Consider the following 19,950-nt stretch of genomic DNA (forward strand, 5'->3'; position numbering starts at 1 on the left):
ATCCATGACCGCCGACCAACTCAAAGACCTCATCGCCGCCGGCCTGCCTTGCGAGCACCTCGCGCTGGAAGGCGACGGACGGCACTGGTACGCCACCATCGTCTCGGCCGAGTTCGAGGGCAAGCGTGCCATCCAGCGCCACCAGCGCGTCTATGCCACGCTGGGCACCCGCATGCAGACCGACGAGGTGCATGCGCTGTCCATGAAGACCTTCACGCCCGCCGAGTGGGCCGCGCAGGGCGCCTGATGGCCTGCGGGCGGATGCTCACTTTTTGATAGCTATATGCCATAGTGTTGATTGCACTGGTGGCACTTTTGACTGAAACACCGGGCTCGATGCCATGGACAAACTCCTGATTCGCGGCGGCCGCGCGCTGCATGGCGAGGTGCTGGTTTCCGGCGCCAAGAACGCCGCCCTGCCCGAGCTGTGCGCTGCGCTGCTCACGGCCGAGCCCGTCACGCTGCTGAACGTGCCCCAGTTGCAGGACGTGGCGACCATGCTCAAGCTCATCCGCAACATGGGCGTGGCGGCCGAGCGCTCGCCGGACGGCACGGTGCGCATCGATGCGGGCGCGCTCTCCACGCCCGAGGCGCCCTACGAACTGGTCAAGACCATGCGCGCCTCGGTGCTGGCCCTGGGGCCGCTGCTGGCGCGCTTCGGCGAGGCGACCGTGTCGCTGCCGGGCGGCTGCGCCATCGGCTCGCGCCCCGTGGACCAGCACATCAAGGGCCTGACCGCCATGGGCGCCGAGATCCTGGTGGAGCACGGCTACATGATCGCCAGGCTGCCGGCGGGCGCCACGCGCCTGAAGGGCGCGCGCATCACCACCGACATGGTCACCGTCACCGGCACCGAGAACTTCCTCATGGCCGCCACGCTGGCCGAGGGCGAGACAGTGCTGGAGAACGCCGCGCAGGAGCCCGAGATTTCCGACCTGGCCGAGATGCTGATCGCCATGGGCGCCCGGATCGAAGGCCACGGCACCAGCCGCATCCGCATCCAGGGCGTGGAGCGCCTGCACGGCGCCACGCACCGCGTGGTGGCCGACCGCATCGAGGCCGGCACCTTCCTGTGTGCCGTGGCGGCCACGGGCGGCGAGGCCCTGCTGCGCCACGGCCGCGCCGACCACCTGGACGCCGTGATCGAGAAGCTGCGCGAGGCCGGCGTGCAGGTGCAGGCCGAGCCGGACGGCATCCGCGTCAAGAGCCCGGGCGCCGCGCAATTGCGGGCGCAGGGCTTTCGCACCACCGAGTACCCCGGCTTTCCCACCGACATGCAGGCGCAGTTCATGGCGCTGAACGTGGTGGCGCAGGGCACGTCCACGGTCACCGAGACCATCTTCGAAAACCGCTTCATGCACGTGGACGAGCTGGCGCGCCTGGGCGCCAGGATCCAGACCGACGGCAAGGTCGCGGTGATCGAGGGCCTGGGCAGCACGGCCGTGCGCCTGTCCGGCGCCACGGTGATGGCCACCGACCTGCGCGCCTCGGCCAGCCTCGTCATCGCCGGCCTGGTGGCGGACGGCGCGACCGTGGTGGACCGCATCTACCACCTGGACCGCGGCTACGACTGCATGGAAGCCAAGCTGCGCGGCCTCGGGGCCGACATCGAGAGGGCGGCGTGAGCCGCTGTCGCCGCCCCCCGGTTCCCTGGCGCGTGGCGGCCTGGTTCCTTTTTTCTTCACCCCTATGACCATGATCACTCTTGCCCTGTCCAAGGGCCGCATCTTCGACGAAGCCCTGCCCATGCTGGCCGCCGCCGGCATCGCGGTGCTGGACGACCCCGAGAAGTCGCGCAAGCTCATCCTGACTACCAACCAGCCCGACGTGCGCGTGGTGCTGGTGCGCGCCTCCGATGTGCCGACCTACGTGCAGTACGGCGGCGCCGACCTGGGCGTGACGGGCAAGGACACGCTCATCGAGCACGGCGGCCAGGGGCTGTACCAGCCGCTGGATCTGCAGATCGCTAAGTGCCGGGTGAGCGTGGCGGTGCGGGACGACTTCGACTACGTCCGCGCGGTGCAGCAGGGCTCGCGCCTGCGGGTGGCGACCAAGTACACCGCCATCGCGCGCGATTTCTTCGCGACCAAGGGCGTGCACGTGGACATGATCAAGCTCTACGGCAGCATGGAGCTGGCGCCGCTCACGGGGCTGGCCGATGCCATCGTCGATCTGGTGTCCACGGGCAACACGCTGCGGGCCAACCACCTGGTGGAGGTGGAGCGGATCATGGACATCAGCTCGCACCTGGTGGTGAACCAGGCGGCGCTCAAGCTCAAGCAGGCGCCGCTGCGCCGCATCATCGACGCGTTCGCGTCGGTCATCCCCGCCGGCGGCTGACGTTGCGCGGGCGCCTCAGATCGCAGCCCACGCCGGCCAGGACACGGCAGAATCCGGGCTGCTTCGGGAAAATTGTTTCTCGATGCATCTTGTGTTTCAAAAATCTGAGGTGTTCCATGTTCAAGAAAATCCTGGTGCTGGGCTGTCTGGCGCTGAGCGGCGCCTCGTTTGCCGCCGATGCCGACTTCACGCTGGTCAATCGCACCGGCTATGCGCTCAACGAGGTCTATATTTCGCCCACCAAGATGGACAAGTGGGGCAGCGACCGCCTGGGCCGCAACCAGCTGGTGAACGGCGCCTCGCGCAAGTTCAAGTTCGGCGACACCAAGCACTGCATCCAGGACATCAAGGTCGTGTTCACCGACGACGCCTCGGAAGTCGAGTGGGAGGGTCTCAACCTCTGCGAACTCGACAAGATCACGCTCAAGTACAACCGCAAGACGGGCGACGTGTCGGCAGAGACCGAATGAGCCCGGCAGCCCCTTCTTCCCCTTCGCGATAGAGATAGAAAAGCCATGAAAGCCACGCCTGTTCGTTTGCGTACCGATAGCGCCGATTTCGAGGCCGCGTTCCGGGACCGCCTGCATTGGTCCGCCGAGACCGATGCCGCCATCGAGCAGCGCGTGGCCGACATCCTGGCCGACGTGCAGGCCCGCGGCGACGCGGCCGTGCTGGAATACACCCGCCGCTTCGACGGCCTGCAGGCCGATTCCATGGCCGGGCTGGAGCTGTCGCAGGACGAACTGAAAGCCGCCTTCGAGGCCATTCCCGCCGCGCAGCGCGAGGCCCTGGAGGCCGCCGCTGCGCGCGTGCGCCGCTACCACGAGGCGCAGCGCAAGGCCAGCGGCGAAAGCTGGAGCTACCGCGACGAGGACGGCACGCTGCTGGGCCAGAAGGTCACGCCGCTCGACCGCGTGGGCATCTACGTGCCCGGCGGCAAGGCCGCGTACCCTTCGAGCGTGCTGATGAACGCCATTCCCGCGCACGTGGCGGGCGTGGGCGAGATCATCATGGTGGTGCCCACACCGCAGGGCGCGCGCAACCCGCTGGTGCTGGCCGCCGCCCACGTGGCCGGCGTGACCCGCGCCTTCACCTTGGGGGGCGCGCAGGCCGTGGCCGCACTGGCCTACGGGACGGCCACGGTTCCGAAGGTGGACAAGATCACAGGGCCCGGCAATGCCTATGTGGCGAGCGCCAAGAAGCGCGTGTTCGGCACCGTGGGCATCGACATGATCGCCGGCCCGAGCGAAATCCTGGTGCTGGCCGACGGCTCCACACCGCCCGACTGGGTGGCCATGGACCTGTTCAGCCAGGCCGAGCACGATGAACTCGCGCAGTCCATCCTGCTGAGCCCCGACGCCGCCTACATCGACGCGGTGCAGGCCGCCATCGACCGGCTGCTGCCCACCATGCCCCGCGCCGAAATCATCGCCAAGAGCCTCACCGGCCGCGGCGCGCTGATCCTCACCCGCGATATGGAAGAGGCCTGCGCCATCAGCAACCGCATCGCGCCCGAGCACCTGGAGGTCTCGAGCCGCGAGCCCCACCGCTGGGAGCCGCTGCTGCGGCACGCCGGGGCGATCTTTCTCGGGGCCTACACCAGCGAATCGCTGGGCGACTACTGCGCCGGCCCCAACCACGTGCTGCCCACCAGCGGCACGGCCCGCTTCTCGTCGCCGCTGGGCGTGTACGACTTCCAAAAGCGCAGCAGCCTCATCGAGGTGAGCGAGGCCGGTGCGCAGACGCTGGGCAAGATCGCCGCCGAACTGGCCTACGGCGAGGGCCTTCAGGCCCACGCGCGGGCGGCCGAGATGCGCATCAAGCCCTAACTAAACACGGGCCAGCTCCACGCGGGCCGCCCGCGCGGGCCCCTGCGCACCGCGGGTGCCGCCATGGGCGGCGGGCCCGCACCGCCAGGCCAGCCACGCGGCCTGCGTGCCTTCGGCGCTCACCCGCAGCGTGGCGGGGCCGGGCAGGTCCAGGCGCTCGCCGGCCGCCAGAAAATAGTCTTCCTCACAGCCATCGCAGGTGACCCAGGCGCAGCCCTGCAGTACCTCCAGCACGGCGGACTGATGGGCCGGGCAGGCGAGGGTCTGCACGGGTGCGAGCGGCCGCAGGGTCCGGTGCGTGGCCGATGGGCCGGCGGCGGCAGGCAAGGAGGGCAGGGCGGCCGGGGTGGGGTGCGTCAGGGAGTTCATGGGATCGACTGTGCGGGCGCGCGCCGGGACGCACCAGCCACAGTCGCCCGCCATGTCGGCCAGTGCAGATGCGCCGCAGGGCCATCTGTGTGGTACCGGTTGGCACCCATCTGTACTGCTGCATCCATTGCTGGGCAGTACAGAATCGCACGATGGACGCCGCCGACACCACGCCCCTTTATCTGCAGATCGCGGCGCAACTGGCCGAGCTGGTGCGCAACGGCACGCTGGCACGGGGCGAAAAACTGCCGTCGGTGCGCGAGCTGGCCCGCCAGCGGGCGGTGGCGCAGAGCATTGTGGTGCAGGCCTACCACTGGCTGGAGGATGCGCGCCTCATCACCGCGCGCCCGCGCTCGGGCTTCTTCGTCGCGGCGCGCCCCGCCAGCCTGCCCGAGCCGACCACGCCACGCCCGATGCGCCGTGCGCGCGAGGTTTCGGTGGACTGGCTGGGCCAGCGCATCCTGGGGCGCGATCAGCCGGCCGACATGGTGTCCTACAGCAGCGGCACGCCCGGGCCCGAACTCTTCAACCCCGACCGGGTGCGGCGCGCCGTCACCCGCGCGGCGCAGCGCCACCGCCACCTGCTGTGCACCTATCCGTCCTCGTCCGGCCACGAGGAGGCGCGCCGCGCGCTCGCCCGCTATGCCGTGGGGCTGGGCTGCAGCCTCGACCCCGAGAACATCGTGATCACCGGGGGCTGCATGGACAGCATCGTGCTGTGCCTGCGGGCGGTCACGCGGCCCGGCGACATCGTGGCACTGGAGTCGCCCACGCATTTCTCGTTTCTGGAAGTGCTGCAGGGGTTGCACCTGCGCGCGCTCGAAATCCCCACCCACCCGCGCCACGGCCTGTCGCTGGACGCGCTGCAGCTGGCGCTGGAGACGCAGCCCGTCAAGGCCGTGATGGTGGTGCCCACGCTCAGCAATCCGCTGGGCAGCTGCATGCCGCAGGCCGAGCGGCGGCGCCTGGCGCACCTAGTGTCCTGTCCCGTTAATTCGCCCGCATAGTCTGGCGAGTTTTTCGAGGATGGAGTCTGCTGTAGCTGTCCAAGTAAACGGCTGGCAGGACTGGTTGTAATTCGCGATGAATGTGTCGATCTTGTTGATCAGATCCTTCACGCTGGTGAACGAGCCACGGCGGATTGCCCGCGTGGTGATGATCGAGAAGAAGCGCTCGACCTGATTGAGCCAGCTTGAATAGGTCGGAACGAAGTGCATGTGCCAGCGAGGCCGCTCGGCCAACCAAGCGCGCACCTTTGGATGCTTGTGGCTGGCGTAGTTATCAGCTATGCAGTGCACATCCAGTTCGTCGGGCACTGCCTTGTCGATGGCGCGCAGGAAGGCAAGGAACTCTTGATGACGATGCCGGGGCCGGCACTGCGCGATCACTTGGCCATTCATCACGTTCAGGGCCGCGAACAAGGTGGTGGTGCCGTGGCGCACGTAGTCGTGCGTGACACCTTCGACATAGCCAAACCCCATTGGCAGCATCGGCTGCGTACGCTCCAAAGCTTGGCATTGGCTCTTCTCGTCCACGCACAGCACCAGCGCGTTGTCAGGTGGGTTCAGGTACAGCCCCACAACGTCGCGCAGCTTCTCGATGAACAGCGGATCGGTCGACAGCTTGAAGCTGTCGGCCCGGTGCGGCTTGAGGTTGAAGGTCTGCAGATAGCGCGCCACCGTGCTCTTGCTGATGCCCGTATCGGCGGCCAGCGTGCGGGTGCTCCAGTGGGTACCCCCATCAGCAGGCTTGGTGTGCAACGTCTTGGTAATCAACTCAGCAACACGCTCGTCATCTACCGTGCGGGGGCGACCCGGGCGCAACTCGTCGTAAAGCCCTGCAATGCGATGGCGCGCATAGCGCCCGCGCCACTTGGTGACAGTGCTACGACTGATCCCCAGAGCCTGCGCAACCGCGGTGCTGGCTTTATCTGTGCCTTCGCAAGTCAGCACGATGCGCGCCCTGAGCGACAACGCCGCTGGCAGCGAACGTGATCGCGCCATGGACGTCAGTTCCGCGCGCTCCACTTCACTAAGCGCAATTTCTGTTCGGGTCGTTGCATTGGGCATGGCGGCACCTCAAGGATGGCCCGAAACCATGCAGCTATCGTGCCTGCGAATTAACGGGACAGGACACTAGCCGCGCGCCACGGCATGGCCGTGATCGAGGACGCGATCTACAACGACCTCGTGGAAGTGGACGACCTCCGCCGCACGGTCAAGTCGTACGACACCACCGGCCACGTCATGCTGTGCGATTCGTTTTCCAAGACTTTGGCGCCGGGCCTGCGCCTGGGCTGGGTGGAGGCGGGCCGCTGGAGCCAGGCGATGCGCGCCATCAAGGATCTGCAGGCCGGCGGGCAGTCGGCGGTGCTGGAACTGGCGCTGGCCGACCTCATCACGCAGGCCGGCCATGCGGCATCGATGCGGCAGTTGCGCGCGGCGGTCGCGGCCCGCATGGACGCGGTGCGCGGTGTGATCGCCGCGCATTTTCCGCCAGGCACGCGCGTCAGCGATCCCCCGGGCGGCCTGCTGTTGTGGCTGGAACTGCCGCGCGCCCTCGACTCGGTGCTGCTGCACGAGGCCTGCCTGGCCGATGGCCTGCTGATCGCACCGGGCACGGTGTTCAGCGCCAGCGGGCGGTTTCGCAACTGCCTGCGCATCGGCGTGGGCGGCGACTGGACGCCCGCGCACCTGCAGGGCCTGCGCACGGTGGGGGAGACGGCCACCCGGATGCTGCGGTCGGCCGCCATGCGTGTGGCTTGAAACCCCACAGGAAAATCACACGAACTTCGTGCTCCACGAAGTTCGTGTAGCATTTGCCCCATGAAGAACGTGACCATCACCATGGACGACGCTGCGGCCGAGTGGGTGCGCGTGGAAGCGGCCAAGCGCGGCAGCAGCGTGTCGCGGCTGGTGGGCGAATGGCTGGCCGAGAAGATGCGGCAGGAAGATGCCTATGCCCAGGCCATGCGCGAGGCGCTGAGCTTCGAGAGCTGGGGCGCCTCCAACGGCCCCTACGTGCCGCGCGAGATCCTGTTCCAGCGATGAGCACCGCCCCGATCTTCGTCGATACCGAAGTGCTGCTGTCCAGCGTGGACGACCGCGATCCGGCCCGGCAGGCGCGTGCGCGCGAATGGCTCACTTTCTGCTGGCAGACACGCAGCGGCCGCGTCAGCTCGCAGGTGCTCAACGAGCTGTACAACCAGGCCATTCAGCGCTTTCGGGGGCCGCACACGCTGCAGCAGGTGCGCGCGCAGGTGCGGCGCTTTCGCGTGTGGCAGCCGCCGCACCTGGACGCCTACACCGTCGACGGCGCGTGGGATCTGCAGGACCGCTACGGCCTGGGCTATTGGGATGCGCTCATCCTGTCGTCTGCGCACCAGCAGGGCTGCCGCTACCTGCTGACCGAGGCGCTGCCGCACGACCAGTCCATGGATGCCGTGCGCCCCATCAACCCCTTCCTCATCGCCCCCCACGAACTGGACACCGCCGAATGACGAGCCCCGCCACCCCCGCTGCCACGCCGCCCAGCGCCCTCGACCGCATCCGCCCCGACGTGCGCGCCATGCACGCCTACACCGTGCAGCCCTCGGCCGGCCTGCTCAAGATGGATGCGATGGAAAACCCGTTCCGCCTGCCGGCGGACCTGCAGGCGGCCCTGGGCGAGCGGCTGGGCGCGCTGGCGCTCAACCGCTATCCCGGCGACCGCATCGCCGACCTGAAGGCCGCGCTGGTCGACTACGTGGGCATGCCGGACGGCCAGGCCATCGTGCTGGGCAACGGCTCGGACGAACTCATCACGCTGCTGGCGCTGGCCTGCGCGCAGCCCGGCACCGGCCAGCGCGCCACGCTGCTCGCGCCCATGCCCGGCTTCGTCATGTACCCCTTGAGCGCGCAACTGCAGGGGCTGGATTTCGTCGGCGTGCCGCTCACCGCCGATTTCGAACTCGACGAGCCGGCCATGCTCGCGGCCATCGCCCGGCACCGCCCAGCCATCACCTACATCGCCTACCCCAACAACCCCACCGCCACGCTGTGGGACGAGGGCGCGGTGCAGCGCATCATCGACGCCGCGGGCGCGCAGGGCGGCATCGTGGCCATGGACGAGGCCTACCAGCCTTTCGCCAGCCGCACCTGGATCGACCGCATGCGCGCCGAGCCCGGGCGCAACGCGCACGTGCTGCTGATGCGCACGCTCAGCAAGTTCGGCCTGGCCGGCGTGCGGCTGGGCTACCTGATGGGCCCCAGCGCGCTGGTGGCCGAGATCGACAAGGTGCGCCCGCCCTACAACGTGAGCGTGCTCAACTGCGAGGCCGCGCTGTTCGCCCTGGAGCATGCCGGCGTGTTCGCGGCACAGGCGGCCGAGCTGCGGCACGAGCGCGCCGCGCTGCTGGCTGCGCTGAGGGCGATGCCGGGCGTCGAGAAGGTCTGGGACAGCGAGGCCAACATGGTGCTGCTGCGCGTGGCCGATGCCGCCCGCACCTATGAGGGCATGAAGGCCCGCAAGGTGCTCGTCAAGAACGTTTCTACAATGCACCCACTGCTGGCCAATTGCCTGCGCCTCACGGTCGGCAATGCGGCCGACAACGCCCAGATGCTCGCCGCGCTCCAGGCCTCTCTATGACCTCTTCTGCACTCGTTCCTTCCGTCCCGTCCGACAGCCCCGACGCCGACCGCATCGCGGAGGTGTCCCGCACCACGGCGGAAACCCGCATCCACGTGCGCGTGAACCTCGACGGCACGGGCGAAGCCCGCCTGTCCACGGGCATCGGCTTTTTCGACCACATGCTCGACCAGATCGCGCGCCACGGCCTGATCGACCTGCGCATCGAATGCGAGGGCGACCTGCACATCGACGGCCACCACACGGTGGAAGACGTGGGCATCACGCTCGGCCAGGCGTTCGCGCGGGCCGTGGGCGACAAGAAGGGCATCCGCCGGTACGGCCATGCCTATGTGCCGCTGGACGAGGCGCTGTCGCGTGTGGTGGTCGACTTCTCGGGCCGTCCGGGGCTGCACCTGCACATCCCGTTCACGGCGGGCAGCATCGGCGGCTTCGACACGCAGCTCACGTATGAATTTTTCCAGGGCTTCGTGAACCACGCGGGCGTCACGCTGCACATCGACAACATCAAGGGCATCAATGCCCACCACCAGTGCGAGACGGTGTTCAAGGCCTTCGCCCGCGCGCTGCGCGCCGCGCTGGAGCGCGACCCCCGTGCGGCCGGTGTCATTCCCTCCACCAAAGGGTCCCTCTGAGGTTTTTGGCTCCATGGGCCTTCAGCGCTCATCCAACATGCGCAAGCAGCTATGAAAAGTGAAGCAAAAACCGTGGCCGTCGTGGACTACGGCATGGGCAACCTGCGCTCCGTCTCGCAGGCCGTCCAGGCCGCCGCCGAGGGCACCGGCTGGAGCGTCGTGGTCACCTCGCGTCCCGAGGACGTGCGCGCCGCGCAGCGCGTGGTGCTGCCGGGGCAGGGCGCCATGCCTGACTGCATGAGCGAACTGCGCGAATCGGGTCTGCAGGCGTCGGTGCTGGAGGCCGCTGCGTCCAAGCCGATGTTCGGCGTGTGCGTGGGCATGCAGATGCTGCTGGACCGCAGCGCCGAGGGCGACACGCCCGGTCTGTCGCTCATCCACGGCGAAGTGCTCAAGTTCGACTTGGTCGGCCGCCAGCAGCCGGACGGCAGCCGCTACAAGGTGCCCCAGATGGGCTGGAACCGCGTGGGCCAGGTGCGCCACGGCGGCGCGGTGCACCCGGTGTGGGCCGGCGTGCCGGACCAGAGCTACTTCTATTTCGTGCACAGCTTCTATGCGCGCCCGCGGGATGCGGCGCACTGCGCGGGCGAGGCCGATTACGGCGGCCCCTTTGCAGCGGCGATTGCGCGCGATAATATTTTTGCCACGCAATTCCATCCGGAAAAGAGCGCGGAGCACGGCCTGGCGCTCTATCGCAACTTCCTTCACTGGAATCCCTGATCTTCAACCCCTTGCCGGGCCTGCGGCCCGACCTGGCACATCCTTAGCCTTTCCATCATGCTGCTCATCCCCGCCATCGACCTCAAGGACGGACACTGCGTGCGCCTCAAGCAAGGTGACATGGACCAATCCACCACCTTCGGAGAAGACCCGGGCGCCATGGCCCGCAAGTGGGTGGAAGCCGGGGCGCGACGCCTGCACCTGGTGGACCTGAACGGCGCCTTCGCCGGCACGCCCAAGAACTACACGGCCATCAAGTCCATCCTGAAGGAAGTCGGCGACGACATCCCCGTGCAGCTCGGCGGCGGCATCCGCGATCTGGACACGATCGAGAAGTACATCGACGGCGGCCTGCGCTACGTGATCATCGGCACCGCCGCCGTGAAGAACCCCGGGTTCCTGAAAGACGCCTGCAGCGCCTTCGGTGGCCACATCATCGTGGGCCTGGATGCCAAGGACGGCAAGGTCGCCACCGACGGCTGGAGCAAGCTCACGGGCCACGAAGTGGTCGATTTGGCCAAGAAGTTCGAGGACTGGGGCGTGGAGTCGATCATCTACACCGACATCGGCCGCGACGGCATGCTCTCGGGCATCAACATCGACGCCACGGTCAAGCTGGCGCAATCGCTCACCATTCCGGTCATCGCCTCGGGCGGCTTGGCCAACATGGCCGACATCGAGCAGCTGTGCGCGGTGGAAGGCGAAGGCGTCGAAGGCGTGATCTGCGGCCGAGCGATCTATTCCGGCGACCTGGATTTCGCCGCGGCGCAGGCCCGTGCGGACGAATTGAACGGCGCTGCCTGACGCCTCGGTCCGGCCGCCTCAGGATGCCTTGCGGCGACTGAGGCGGGATTCAGGCTCCGGTCCTTGCAAGCCCCGGTGCCGTGCCATCCGGACCATCGGTCCGGCGGCTTTCCATCCAACGCGATTGCCACCGAGCGCCAGGCAACGCCCGGCACCAAGCGCGCTTCGGGCTCAGCAGCCCGTGACGGCCCGTCCCTGGTTCACCGCAGCCACCGTCTGCAGCAGGTTCGTCCAGTACGAAGGCAGGGCGTCCCAGGGGTTGCCGACGTCCGCCACCGGGTCGTATTCGAGGTTCGTCATGTAGATGGGACCGGCGTTGTACCGGGCCGAGGCGGCGGTCTGCACGGCCTGCTGCATGTCGGCGCAGGTGGCGGTGTTGTGCACCAGCGAGCTTTGGCGGCTGTTGGCCAGGGTGTACAGCCAGGGCGCGGTGCGCGGGTCGTAGCTGGCGTAGGTGCTGTTGCGCCCTTCGAAGGTGACGAGCACATCGGCCACCGCGGCGTAGCCGGGGGCAGGCACCATGCCGGGGTTGCCGATCACGCGCAGGCTGGCGTCCTTGGCCTTGATGTAGCTGTAGATCTCGCGGTAGAAATCGAGCCGCGTGGTCTCGGAGGCCATTTCGTCCAGGAAGATGCCGCTGATCGCCCCGCGCCCGAAGAGCGCGATGTAGCTGTCGATGTTGGCCTTGATGCTGGCCAGCGACCGCGAGCCCGTACCGTAGCCGGTATAGACATAGCCCACTACCTTGCCGCCGGCCGAAACGAACGCGTTGACGGCGCTCACATAGCTGGCCTCCGCCGTGGTGAACACCCCGTTGTTGGGGTTCAGGATGGCGGTGACGGACACCGCCGGATTGGCCGCCGCGCCGCTGGCCAGCAGGGCCCAGCCCTGGCCCGACGAGGGGTGGAAGTAGGCGGGCACCAGCACTTCCAGCGCCGCAGGGGCCGGGCGCAGGTACACCACGCGGGTGGCGGTGACCGACTGGCCGGACACGCTGGTGGTGGCACTGATCTCCTGCCGGCCTGCCGCGGCGCCGGACAGGGTGGCGGTCGCCACGCCCGCGCGGGTGGCGCTGGTGGCCGAGAACGCGCCGGGCAGGGGGGAGAAGTTCACCGCCGTGCCATCGGCCGCGTCGGCGCCGTTCACCGTGACGCGCGCGCTGATGGCCAGGGCAGCATTCGCGTTGAAGACGGCCTCCGCCTGCGGAGCGCTGAGGGTGATGGCGATGCTGGTCGGGGTGGGGGGCACCGGCGTCGTCGGGTCGGTGGAACCCCCTCCACCGCCGCCGCCGCAGGCGGCCAGCAAGGCGGCGAGTGACAGGCCGCACCAGCGGGTGATGCGGGCAATGAGGGTGACGCGGGCGGGAATGCGGGGCATGGGATGTCCTTGGCGGGCGGGAAAGGGGATGGCGAGGGGTTGGATGGGGACTGGTGCAATCGGCGTGCCGGGTGCGGATCTGCGGGTCAGCAGGTGGGCAGCGTGGCGCCCCGGTTGACGGAATCCACGGTGCCCAGCAGTCGGGTCCAGTAGGCCGGAAGGGTGTCCCAGGGGTTGCCTTCCTGCGTGTCGGGGTTGAAGGTGTCGTCGGTGACGTAGATCACGCCGCTGTTCACGCGGGCCGTGGCCGCCGCACGCACCGCGCCCTGCATGGCCGCGCAGTCGGCCGCGTCGTGCACCAGGGCGTTCTGGCGCGTGTTGGCCATCTGGTACAGCCAGCCGCCGCTGGCGCGGGGATCGTAGTCGGCAAAGGCCGCGTTGCGGTTCTCGAAAGTCACCAAGGTATCGGCCACGGCGGCATACGCGGCGTTGGGCACGGTGCCCGGGTTGCCCACCACGCGCAAGCTGGCGCCTTTGCTCTTGATGTAGTCGAAGAGCTGCCGGTAGTAGTTGATCCGGCCGGGCGCGGACGACATCTCGTCGATGAAAAAGCCGCTCACCAGCCCGGTACCGTAGAGGCTGAGGTATTTGTCGATGTTGCCCTTGACCTTGCTGATCGAGCGCGATCCGTAACCGGTGTACACGTAGCCCAGCAGCTTGCCGCCCGCCTGCACGAAGGCCGTGGCGGCAGCCGTGAACTCGGGGTTGGCGCGGGTGAAGACGCCGTTGCTGGGGTTGAGAATGGCCGTGATGCTGACGGAGGGGTACGCGCTGGCGCCAGCGGTCATGGCGTCCCAGGGCGAGCCCGCCGAGGGGTAGAAATACGCGGGGACCAGCACTTCCATGGGGGCGGCGGCCGGGCGCACGTAAAGGATGCGCGAGGCGGTCACGGCGCCGCCGCTCGAGGCCACTGAAGCGGTCAGGGTCTGGCGCCCCAGCCCGGCGGGGGTGAAGGTGGTGCCGGCCTCACCGCCGCGCAGCGCGGCCACCGGCGGCGCAAAGCTGCCCGAGGTGGCGGAAAAATCGACGGACACGCCGTCAGTAATGGCGCTGGCGACCCCCGCCTGCACCGTGAGGGAGACCGGCACGCTGGCTCCGGCGTCGAATACATCCTGGTCGAGCGGGGCGGCGAAGGCGGCCTGCGCACCTGCCGTGGCGGCTTCGGCTTTTTGCGCCGAGGTTTCTGTGGGTTCACTGCTGCCGCCCCCGCAGCCGGCCAGCCCTGCGGCGAGCAATCCGGAGACCGACCAGAACGACAGCCGCAGCGCAGCGCGGCTCGGCAAGGCACGATGGATCGCGTTCGGCATGGCGCCTCCCTTTTTTCTGTGGCCCGGGTGGATTTCAGTTTTTTGCCATTGTCCACCGAACGCGGGCCGGGCTACTGCAGCATGAAGGTTTCGTACTCCAGCCGGTTGAGTTGGCGCGACAGCAGGTACATGCCGGTGCACAGCGTGAGCAGCGTGGACAGCGCGAAACCGTAGCCATACAGGGCCGCGCCGGCATACAGCGTGAAGCCGGTGAGCGCGATGTTCAGCAGCACGAACTGCACGCACAGCAGCAGCACGATGCGGCGCTGGTCCAGGTAGAAGAACACGTTCAGGATGGCCATCAGCCCCACCTGCAGGCCCGCGCCGATCACCTGCACGTGCAGCAGCGGCAGGTACAGCCGCGAGATGCCCAGCACGTCCAGCAGCGCCGGGCCAGCCACGAAGGTGACCAGGATGGCCAGCGTCTGGATCTTGCCGATCTCGCCCAGCCCTTGCTGGATCGAATAGACCATCTCGTCGCGCATGGCCTCGATGTACTCGAGCGAGCCGCCGCTGCGCACCGCGTCGTAGAACTTGTCGTAGTACTCGACGAAGTCGGTCTCGATGCGCACCAGGAACACCGCCATGCCCGGAATGATGGACAGGTAGGCCAGGAACACCGGCAGGTCGTAGATGAGCGATGCGCGCAGCCCGCCGATGATGTTCTGGGACGTCGGCGGGAAGTACCAGAACATGAACTTGTCGATCCAGATCCCGAAGTTGTAGAGGAACCCGATAGCCACGAGCGACGGATACAGCAGCTTGCGCTCCGCGAAGTCGAACGCGATCAGCCGCCCCTTGGGGTTGAATTCCTGCACCACCAGGATCCACATGCCGGCCAGCAGCAGGTAGTTGCCCAGCACGAAGCCCGTCAGCAGCCCCTCCATGCCCCAGGGGCGCATGAAGAGCGAGCCGATCACGATCACCGCGTAGGCCAGCCCGAACAGCACCACGATCTCCTTGTAGCGCTTCATGCCCGACAGCAGCACCGTCAGCACCCACACGTCGCACATCAGGGTGAAGCCCGCCAGCATCAGCATGCGGTACACCAGCCCCAGGTTGGGCAGCAGCAGGAACAGCGCGATCGTGCCCAGGGCACCGGCCACGAGCGTGACCACCAGCAGCAGCCCGTGCAGGTTGGGCAGGATGAGGTCCTTGCGCTTTTCGAAGAGCCGGTCGGACACGAAGCGCGTGAAGGCCAGCTGCACCAGCCCCGTGAGGATCAGGCTGCCCGCCACCATGTAGGTGACCGAGGTCTGGAACTGCGTGACCAGAAAGCCCGGCACCACCACGCTGGCGCTGAAGATACCGATGAGCAGGATGCCCACGATGGAGAAGACCCACGGGCCCGAGCCGATCACGCCCGCATAGGCGTAGGCCTGCACCAGGCTCACCAGCGTGTTCTTGCGCAGCATGCGGCGCAGTTCGAATCCGATGCCAGCCATCAGCGGGGGCCCTCCGTCTTCTGGAACGCGGTCTCGTACACGCGGCGGTAGCGGTCGAACATCATGGTGTCGGTGTAGTAGCGCTCCACGCGCGCGATGGCCGCCCGGCTGGCGCTCTCCCAGGCGGCGGGGTCGTTGAGCAGCGACAGCGAGGCGTCGGCCAGGCGCTGCGGGTCGGCGATCGGCACCACCTTGCCCGAGGCGCCCAGCGCCTTGTCTTCATCGTCCAGCCCTTCGATGAGCTGGCGGCACGACCCCACGTCGGTGGACACGGTGGGCACGCCCGCGGCGTAGCCCTCCAGGATCACCAGAGGCAGCGCCTCGCTGATCGACGACAGGATCACCAGCCCGATGCGCGGCATGAGGTCTTCCACGCGCTGAAAGCCCAGGAAGCGGATGTTCTGCTCCAGTCCCAGGCTGCGCACGAGGTTCGTGCATTCCTGGGCATAGGCCGGGTCCTCCTCGGTCGGGCCGGCGATCCAGCCCTCGGCCTGCGGCAACTGGTTGACCACGCGGCGCATGGCGCGGATGAAGGTTTTGATGTCCTTGATGGGCACCACCCGGCCGATGAGGCACAGAATCGGCGGCACCTGGGCGGGGCGCTTGTCGCGCAGCGGCGCGAAGCGGCCCAGGTTGATGCCGTTCGGGATGTTGAAGGTGCGCGATGCCTCGGCGCCATCGGTCACCTGGCGCAGCCGGTTGGTTTCGTAGAGCGCGATGATCGGGTCGGCGGCCGCGTAGCAGTAGTAGCCCAGCCATTCGAAGAACTGGATCCACATCTGGCGGAAGTACGACAGCTCGGTCGGATCGCGCTGGAAGATGTTGCGGTTGTCGCGGATCCACTCGCTCTTGAACAGGTCGATCTTGCGTTCCTTGGTGTAGATGCCGTGCTCCGACAGGATCAGCGGCACACCGCGCGCCTGCTCGATCAGCCCGCCGAGGAAGCCGGCGTACCCCGTGGAGGCGCAATGCACCACGCGCACCGGAATGAGCTGCTGCGCCACGCGGGCCAGCGTCCACAGCGGCTGATACATGATGCGCACCGTCCAGAAGTAGTCCACGAACGACGGGTCGGTGCAATGGTCGCGGTAGCTCTTGCAGATGATTTCCCAGGCCCGCTCGCTGTAGAGGAAATCCTCCAGCGGCAGGCGCCCGCCCGGCTGCATCTGCTGGGTGATCTCGCGGAACGCGGCCATCGTCTCCGGGCTGCGGTCGCCCGTGCGGAACGACTCGACCAGGGTGTGCACCATGTCCAGGGCCGCGCGGCTGCCCTTGCGCCGCGCGGGCAGGGTGCGCACGCCCAGGTGGTCGTAGAGGTAGTGCTCCTCGAAGTGCACGACGTTCGGCGGCAGCTCGTACTTGAACGCGGAATAGTCCTCGCGGCGGCTGCCCAGGAAGACGATGACAAAGCGGTACTCCGGGTAGGCGCGGATGATCTGGTTGATCCAGCTCGACACGCCCCCGCTCACATAGGGGAAGGTGCCCTCCAGCAGCAGGGCCACGTCCGCCTCGCTGGCTTTGGGCCCTGTCATGGCGCGCTCCAGTAGTCGAGGACGGGGCGCAGCCGGGGCAGCGCGCGCCACTGGTTGAGCTGCTGCACCAGTTCGCGCGTCTGCGCGAAGTCGCGCCGCTCGAAGCACAGTTCGGCCTGGTAGGGCAGTACGCGCGTGGCGGGCAATCCCAAGTTCCGGGCGAGCGCGTAGGCGGCTTCGGCCTCTTCCACGCGGCCCAGCAGGTGCAGCAGGCGGCCGCGGCGCAGGTTCAGTTGCGGATGGTCCGGCTGCTGCGCCAGCACCTGGTCGCAGTACTGCAGCGATTCCTTCACGGCGTGGTCGCGCAGGTCGCCCTGCACCAGCTCCTGGTAGACCAGCTCCCAATACAGGTCGGACAGCCGGAAGGCCGATTCGACGGTGAGCGGCCCCGGCACGTCGCCTTCGGTCTCCTTGGCCAAGCGCAGCGCATCCAGTTCGCTGTCGATGGTGCGGTTGATGCGCTTTTCCAGGGTGTCCAGCATGCCGTAGGCGAGCAGGCGCAAATCCTCGCTCGGATCGCTCAGCACCGTTCGCAAAAGGGGCGAGGCAATGCGGCCGGACACATGCTGCAGCGCCACCATGGCGCGCATGCGCGTCTGCATCGGGGCCTGGCTGTTGCCCAAGAAGGACCGCAAACCGGACTGGCGAAAGCTCCCCTGCATGCGCTGGTGGCGATCGAACTCCGGCAGCCGCAGCGATTCGAAGTCGCCCTGCGACGAGGGGCTGCGGTAGATGCGCAGCACCACCACGGCGGCGATCACCCCGATGAATCCGACGATGGGCACGGCATAGCTGAACACCGCCATCAGGCCCAGCACCGGTGCCCGTGGCCGGGCCTGCTCGCCCGACAGCAGGGGCAGCAGAAAGAAGGACAGCATTACGCAGGCCAGGGCGTGCACCAGCAGGTAGCTCGACAGGGCCGCATCCGTGTGGCCCTGCAGCAGCGCGGGCCCGCTCCATGCGCCGATCTCCAGCAGCAGCGCGGAGATGGCGAACTTGAGGTTAAGCATGGGCCATCCCGTTCAGCCGCTTGAGCACGGCCAGGGGCTCGCCGTTCAGCGGGATGATGTGCGGAAACACGCCGGCCTCGGCCAGCGGCTTGCCGCTCTTTTGGCCCGACCAGACCTCCAGGCGGTTGATGTAGCCCTCGGCGGTGGCGTTGTCGCCCAGCGGCATCAGCATGGCGAGCACCTGGCGATCATTGCCGGTGATGAGCCAGCTTTCGTCCAGCTCGCGTTTCAGCCGCTCGATCTGGCCCGGCAGGCCGGCCTCCATGGCGCGCGGCAGGAACTCCAGCGCCACGATCACGCTGGGCACCTTTGCCGTGTCGCGGATGTGGGCCAGGCGCTGCGCTTCGAAGGCGAAGTCGGCGGGGCACTGCGGCAGCTCCTTCAGGATCGGCGCGGCCACCGTCTGCATGGCCAGGCCGTCGGTGTAGTAGCCCAGCAGCAGGTTGATGGTCTGCAGGTTCTCGGCCTGCAGCGAGAAGAACGGCATGTCCTCGATCACCAGCAGCCCGTAGATCTCGCCCCCTAAGTCCAGCAGCGGCGCGGCGGCGAGGTAGCGGGTCTGCTGCTGGTCCGCCAGCATCTGGCTTACGTGGCAGAGCTTGCGGGTTTCCAGTGCCTGTTGCACGAGCGGGTCGCGCGCGTCCAGCTCGGCGCCGCTGCCGATGCGGGCCACGGCCCGGGCTTCGATGCTGTCTTCCGTGGCGGCGTACAGCGCCGCGGATTCGAGCTGGCAGTACTGGGCCAGTAGCCGCAGCAGGGTCTGCGCGCCCTGGGCCGCGTCCTCTTCGGAGCCGCCCAGCGCCTGCAGCGTGGACAGTGCATCGCGCATGGACATCGGCCGGCCGATCAGCTCCTGCTCCAGGCGGTCGTGCGACAGGCGCAGCAGGTAGTACTGGCGCACCAGGTGCTCCAGGCGCTGGTCCAGGTACAGCTGCACGTTCTCGGCCCGGCGGGTGCGCGCCTGCCAGAGGCTGGAGAACTCGCCCACCAGCATCACGAGGATCAGGCCGCCGAGAAAGAAGATCTGCGGAAAGGTGTCGTAGTGCCCGAAGTTGAGCGCCAGCCAGCCGGCCAGCAGCACGCAGGCGCCGCCCAGCCCGGCCAGCGGGCCGTAGCGCAGGGCCACGATCACCGGGGCCAGCCAGGACCACGGGAACGCGGCCTCGCTCCACAGCGGGTCGAAAGGCTCCAGCAGCATGCCCAGCGCGAGCGCGATGATCGGCAATAGCAGCGTCTCGCCCAGCATGATGGCCGGACGGGTATCGGTGTCGGCCAGCTTGCCCAGCAGGTTGGAGGGCAGGTGCCGCACGCTCGGCTTGGCCGGCGGCTCGGGCGCTGCCGCCCCGACGGTGCGCCGCCGCTGTTCCACCGACGAGGGGGTCTCTGATGCCATGGCTTCAGCGGGCTCGGGACAGGCCGGAATCCAGCAGGTCGCGGATCAGCTTCTGCGCCACGCCGGAGAGGGCTTCGCGGCTCCAGCCGCTCTTGCCGCCGGTGCCGCTCCAGATCGTGTCGCCGGAGGCCACGTCGATGATCTGCAGCGTCACGCCCGCAGCGGGCTCGCCGTCCACGCCGACCTTGTAGCGCCATTCGTCCACCGCCCCCGTGAGGGCGTACTTCGCCTGTTGCTCGCGTGCCCAGGCCAGCACTTCCTGCTGGCGCTTGGCGTCGCCCGCATCGAACAGCGCTTCCTGCTGCGTGGTGGTGGGATAGCGCTGGATGCGGCCCACGCCGCGCGCGTGCAGCAGGGCCTGCGCGATGGCTTCGGCGCGGTTGCCGGCCAACGGAGTCTCGGTGTGGTTGGCGAACGGCAGCACCACCCACGTGGCATTGCGCTCCAGCGCGGGGGGCTCGCCCCGGTCGATGGTGGAGCAGGCGGCCAGCAGCAGCAGGGCGCCGCCGGCGGCGAAAACTTGCAGGCGTTGCAGCAGGGTGCGGTGGTGTTGCATGGTGGAT

General features: G+C 68.1%; 21 protein-coding genes and 1 pseudogene. 13 read left to right on the plus strand and 9 right to left on the minus strand.

Translation table 11 applies throughout. The annotated features are described in order from the left end of the window. Positions 1-4: 4 nt before the first annotated feature. From M5C96_RS04995 to hisD, 5 genes are all read left to right on the plus strand, one after another. Positions 5-247, plus strand: coding sequence for a BolA family protein (locus M5C96_RS04995; RefSeq protein WP_272567594.1), 243 nt, complete (start codon positions 5-7; stop codon positions 245-247). 94 nt (positions 248-341) lie between these two features. Beyond that, entirely contained in the window at positions 342-1,625 is a 1,284-nt protein-coding gene (gene murA / locus M5C96_RS05000; protein WP_272567595.1) for a UDP-N-acetylglucosamine 1-carboxyvinyltransferase, read from the plus strand. Positions 1,626-1,695: 70 nt separating this feature from the next. Beyond that, a complete protein-coding gene (gene hisG / locus M5C96_RS05005; protein ID WP_442867359.1) occupies positions 1,696-2,340 on the plus strand; it encodes an ATP phosphoribosyltransferase in 645 nt (214 codons plus the stop codon). Between the two features lie 116 nt (positions 2,341-2,456). Further along, positions 2,457-2,810 (plus strand): hypothetical protein, encoded by a 354-nt coding sequence (locus M5C96_RS05010; RefSeq protein ID WP_272567598.1) that lies wholly within the window; start codon positions 2,457-2,459, stop codon positions 2,808-2,810. A gap of 45 nt (positions 2,811-2,855) precedes the next feature. Next, complete coding sequence (hisD, locus tag M5C96_RS05015; protein ID WP_272567599.1) at positions 2,856-4,169, plus strand: histidinol dehydrogenase; 1,314 nt, start codon at positions 2,856-2,858, stop codon at positions 4,167-4,169. On the opposite strand, the gene M5C96_RS05020 is transcribed toward hisD, so the two are convergent. Continuing rightward, positions 4,170-4,538, minus strand: coding sequence for a DUF2917 domain-containing protein (locus tag M5C96_RS05020; RefSeq protein WP_272567600.1), 369 nt, complete (start codon positions 4,536-4,538; stop codon positions 4,170-4,172). A gap of 152 nt (positions 4,539-4,690) precedes the next feature. On the opposite strand from M5C96_RS05020, the pseudogene M5C96_RS05025 reads away from it, so the two are divergent. Then, a pseudogene (locus M5C96_RS05025) lies at positions 4,691-5,521 on the plus strand (aminotransferase-like domain-containing protein); the annotation flags it as partial. Here M5C96_RS05025 and M5C96_RS05030 read toward each other — a convergent pair. Beyond that, a complete protein-coding gene (locus M5C96_RS05030) occupies positions 5,513-6,607 on the minus strand; it encodes an IS630 family transposase (RefSeq protein WP_272563777.1) in 1,095 nt (364 codons plus the stop codon). The pseudogene M5C96_RS05025 and the gene M5C96_RS05030 sit on opposite strands and share 9 nt — an antisense overlap. Positions 6,608-6,691: 84 nt before the next feature. Between M5C96_RS05030 and M5C96_RS05035 the strand changes: the two genes are divergently transcribed. From M5C96_RS05035 to hisA, 7 genes are read left to right on the plus strand one after another with little or no spacing between them, the layout of a single operon-like run. Next, the gene (locus M5C96_RS05035) at positions 6,692-7,303 is read left to right on the plus strand and encodes an aminotransferase class I/II-fold pyridoxal phosphate-dependent enzyme (protein ID WP_272567601.1); all 612 of its coding nucleotides are present in this window, start codon (positions 6,692-6,694) and stop codon (positions 7,301-7,303) included. A gap of 60 nt (positions 7,304-7,363) precedes the next feature. After that, positions 7,364-7,588, plus strand: a complete 225-nt coding sequence (locus tag M5C96_RS05040; RefSeq protein WP_272567603.1) for a CopG family transcriptional regulator — start codon at positions 7,364-7,366, stop codon at positions 7,586-7,588. After that, on the plus strand, positions 7,585-8,037 hold the full coding sequence (locus M5C96_RS05045; protein ID WP_272567604.1) for a PIN domain-containing protein: 453 nt from the start codon (positions 7,585-7,587) through the stop codon (positions 8,035-8,037). The genes M5C96_RS05040 and M5C96_RS05045 overlap by 4 nt, the downstream gene beginning before the upstream one ends. Continuing rightward, positions 8,034-9,164: a pyridoxal phosphate-dependent aminotransferase gene (locus tag M5C96_RS05050; protein ID WP_272567606.1), complete on the plus strand. Its 1,131-nt coding sequence runs from the start codon at positions 8,034-8,036 to the stop codon at positions 9,162-9,164. The genes M5C96_RS05045 and M5C96_RS05050 overlap by 4 nt, the downstream gene beginning before the upstream one ends. After that, complete coding sequence (gene hisB, locus M5C96_RS05055; protein WP_272567608.1) at positions 9,161-9,799, plus strand: imidazoleglycerol-phosphate dehydratase HisB; 639 nt, start codon at positions 9,161-9,163, stop codon at positions 9,797-9,799. The genes M5C96_RS05050 and hisB overlap by 4 nt, the downstream gene beginning before the upstream one ends. 51 nt (positions 9,800-9,850) lie before the next feature. Beyond that, positions 9,851-10,519, plus strand: coding sequence for an imidazole glycerol phosphate synthase subunit HisH (gene hisH, locus M5C96_RS05060; protein WP_272567609.1), 669 nt, complete (start codon positions 9,851-9,853; stop codon positions 10,517-10,519). 57 nt (positions 10,520-10,576) lie between these two features. After that, entirely contained in the window at positions 10,577-11,323 is a 747-nt protein-coding gene (gene hisA / locus M5C96_RS05065; RefSeq protein WP_272567610.1) for a 1-(5-phosphoribosyl)-5-[(5-phosphoribosylamino)methylideneamino]imidazole-4-carboxamide isomerase, read from the plus strand. 171 nt (positions 11,324-11,494) lie between these two features. On the opposite strand, the gene M5C96_RS05070 is transcribed toward hisA, so the two are convergent. From M5C96_RS05070 to M5C96_RS05100, 7 genes are all read right to left on the minus strand, one after another. Next, positions 11,495-12,700 (minus strand): spherulation-specific family 4 protein, encoded by a 1,206-nt coding sequence (locus M5C96_RS05070; protein ID WP_272567611.1) that lies wholly within the window; start codon positions 12,698-12,700, stop codon positions 11,495-11,497. Positions 12,701-12,786: 86 nt separating this feature from the next. Beyond that, on the minus strand, positions 12,787-14,007 hold the full coding sequence (locus tag M5C96_RS05075) for a spherulation-specific family 4 protein (RefSeq protein ID WP_272567612.1): 1,221 nt from the start codon (positions 14,005-14,007) through the stop codon (positions 12,787-12,789). Positions 14,008-14,078: 71 nt separating this feature from the next. Then, a complete protein-coding gene (gene pelG / locus M5C96_RS05080; RefSeq protein ID WP_272567613.1) occupies positions 14,079-15,452 on the minus strand; it encodes an exopolysaccharide Pel transporter PelG in 1,374 nt (457 codons plus the stop codon). Then, positions 15,452-16,984 (minus strand): GT4 family glycosyltransferase PelF, encoded by a 1,533-nt coding sequence (gene pelF / locus M5C96_RS05085; protein ID WP_272567614.1) that lies wholly within the window; start codon positions 16,982-16,984, stop codon positions 15,452-15,454. The genes pelG and pelF overlap by 1 nt, the downstream gene beginning before the upstream one ends. After that, positions 16,981-17,994, minus strand: coding sequence for a hypothetical protein (locus tag M5C96_RS05090; protein WP_272567617.1), 1,014 nt, complete (start codon positions 17,992-17,994; stop codon positions 16,981-16,983). The genes pelF and M5C96_RS05090 overlap by 4 nt, the downstream gene beginning before the upstream one ends. Continuing rightward, positions 17,987-19,387 (minus strand): PelD GGDEF domain-containing protein, encoded by a 1,401-nt coding sequence (locus tag M5C96_RS05095; RefSeq protein WP_272567618.1) that lies wholly within the window; start codon positions 19,385-19,387, stop codon positions 17,987-17,989. The genes M5C96_RS05090 and M5C96_RS05095 overlap by 8 nt, the downstream gene beginning before the upstream one ends. Before the next feature lie 4 nt (positions 19,388-19,391). Further along, complete coding sequence (locus M5C96_RS05100) at positions 19,392-19,943, minus strand: penicillin-binding protein activator LpoB (protein ID WP_272567619.1); 552 nt, start codon at positions 19,941-19,943, stop codon at positions 19,392-19,394. Positions 19,944-19,950 lie beyond the last annotated feature (7 nt).

The sequence above is a fragment of the Acidovorax sp. GBBC 1281 genome (assembly GCF_028473645.1).
Taxonomy (GTDB): Bacteria; Pseudomonadota; Gammaproteobacteria; order Burkholderiales; family Burkholderiaceae_C; genus Paracidovorax.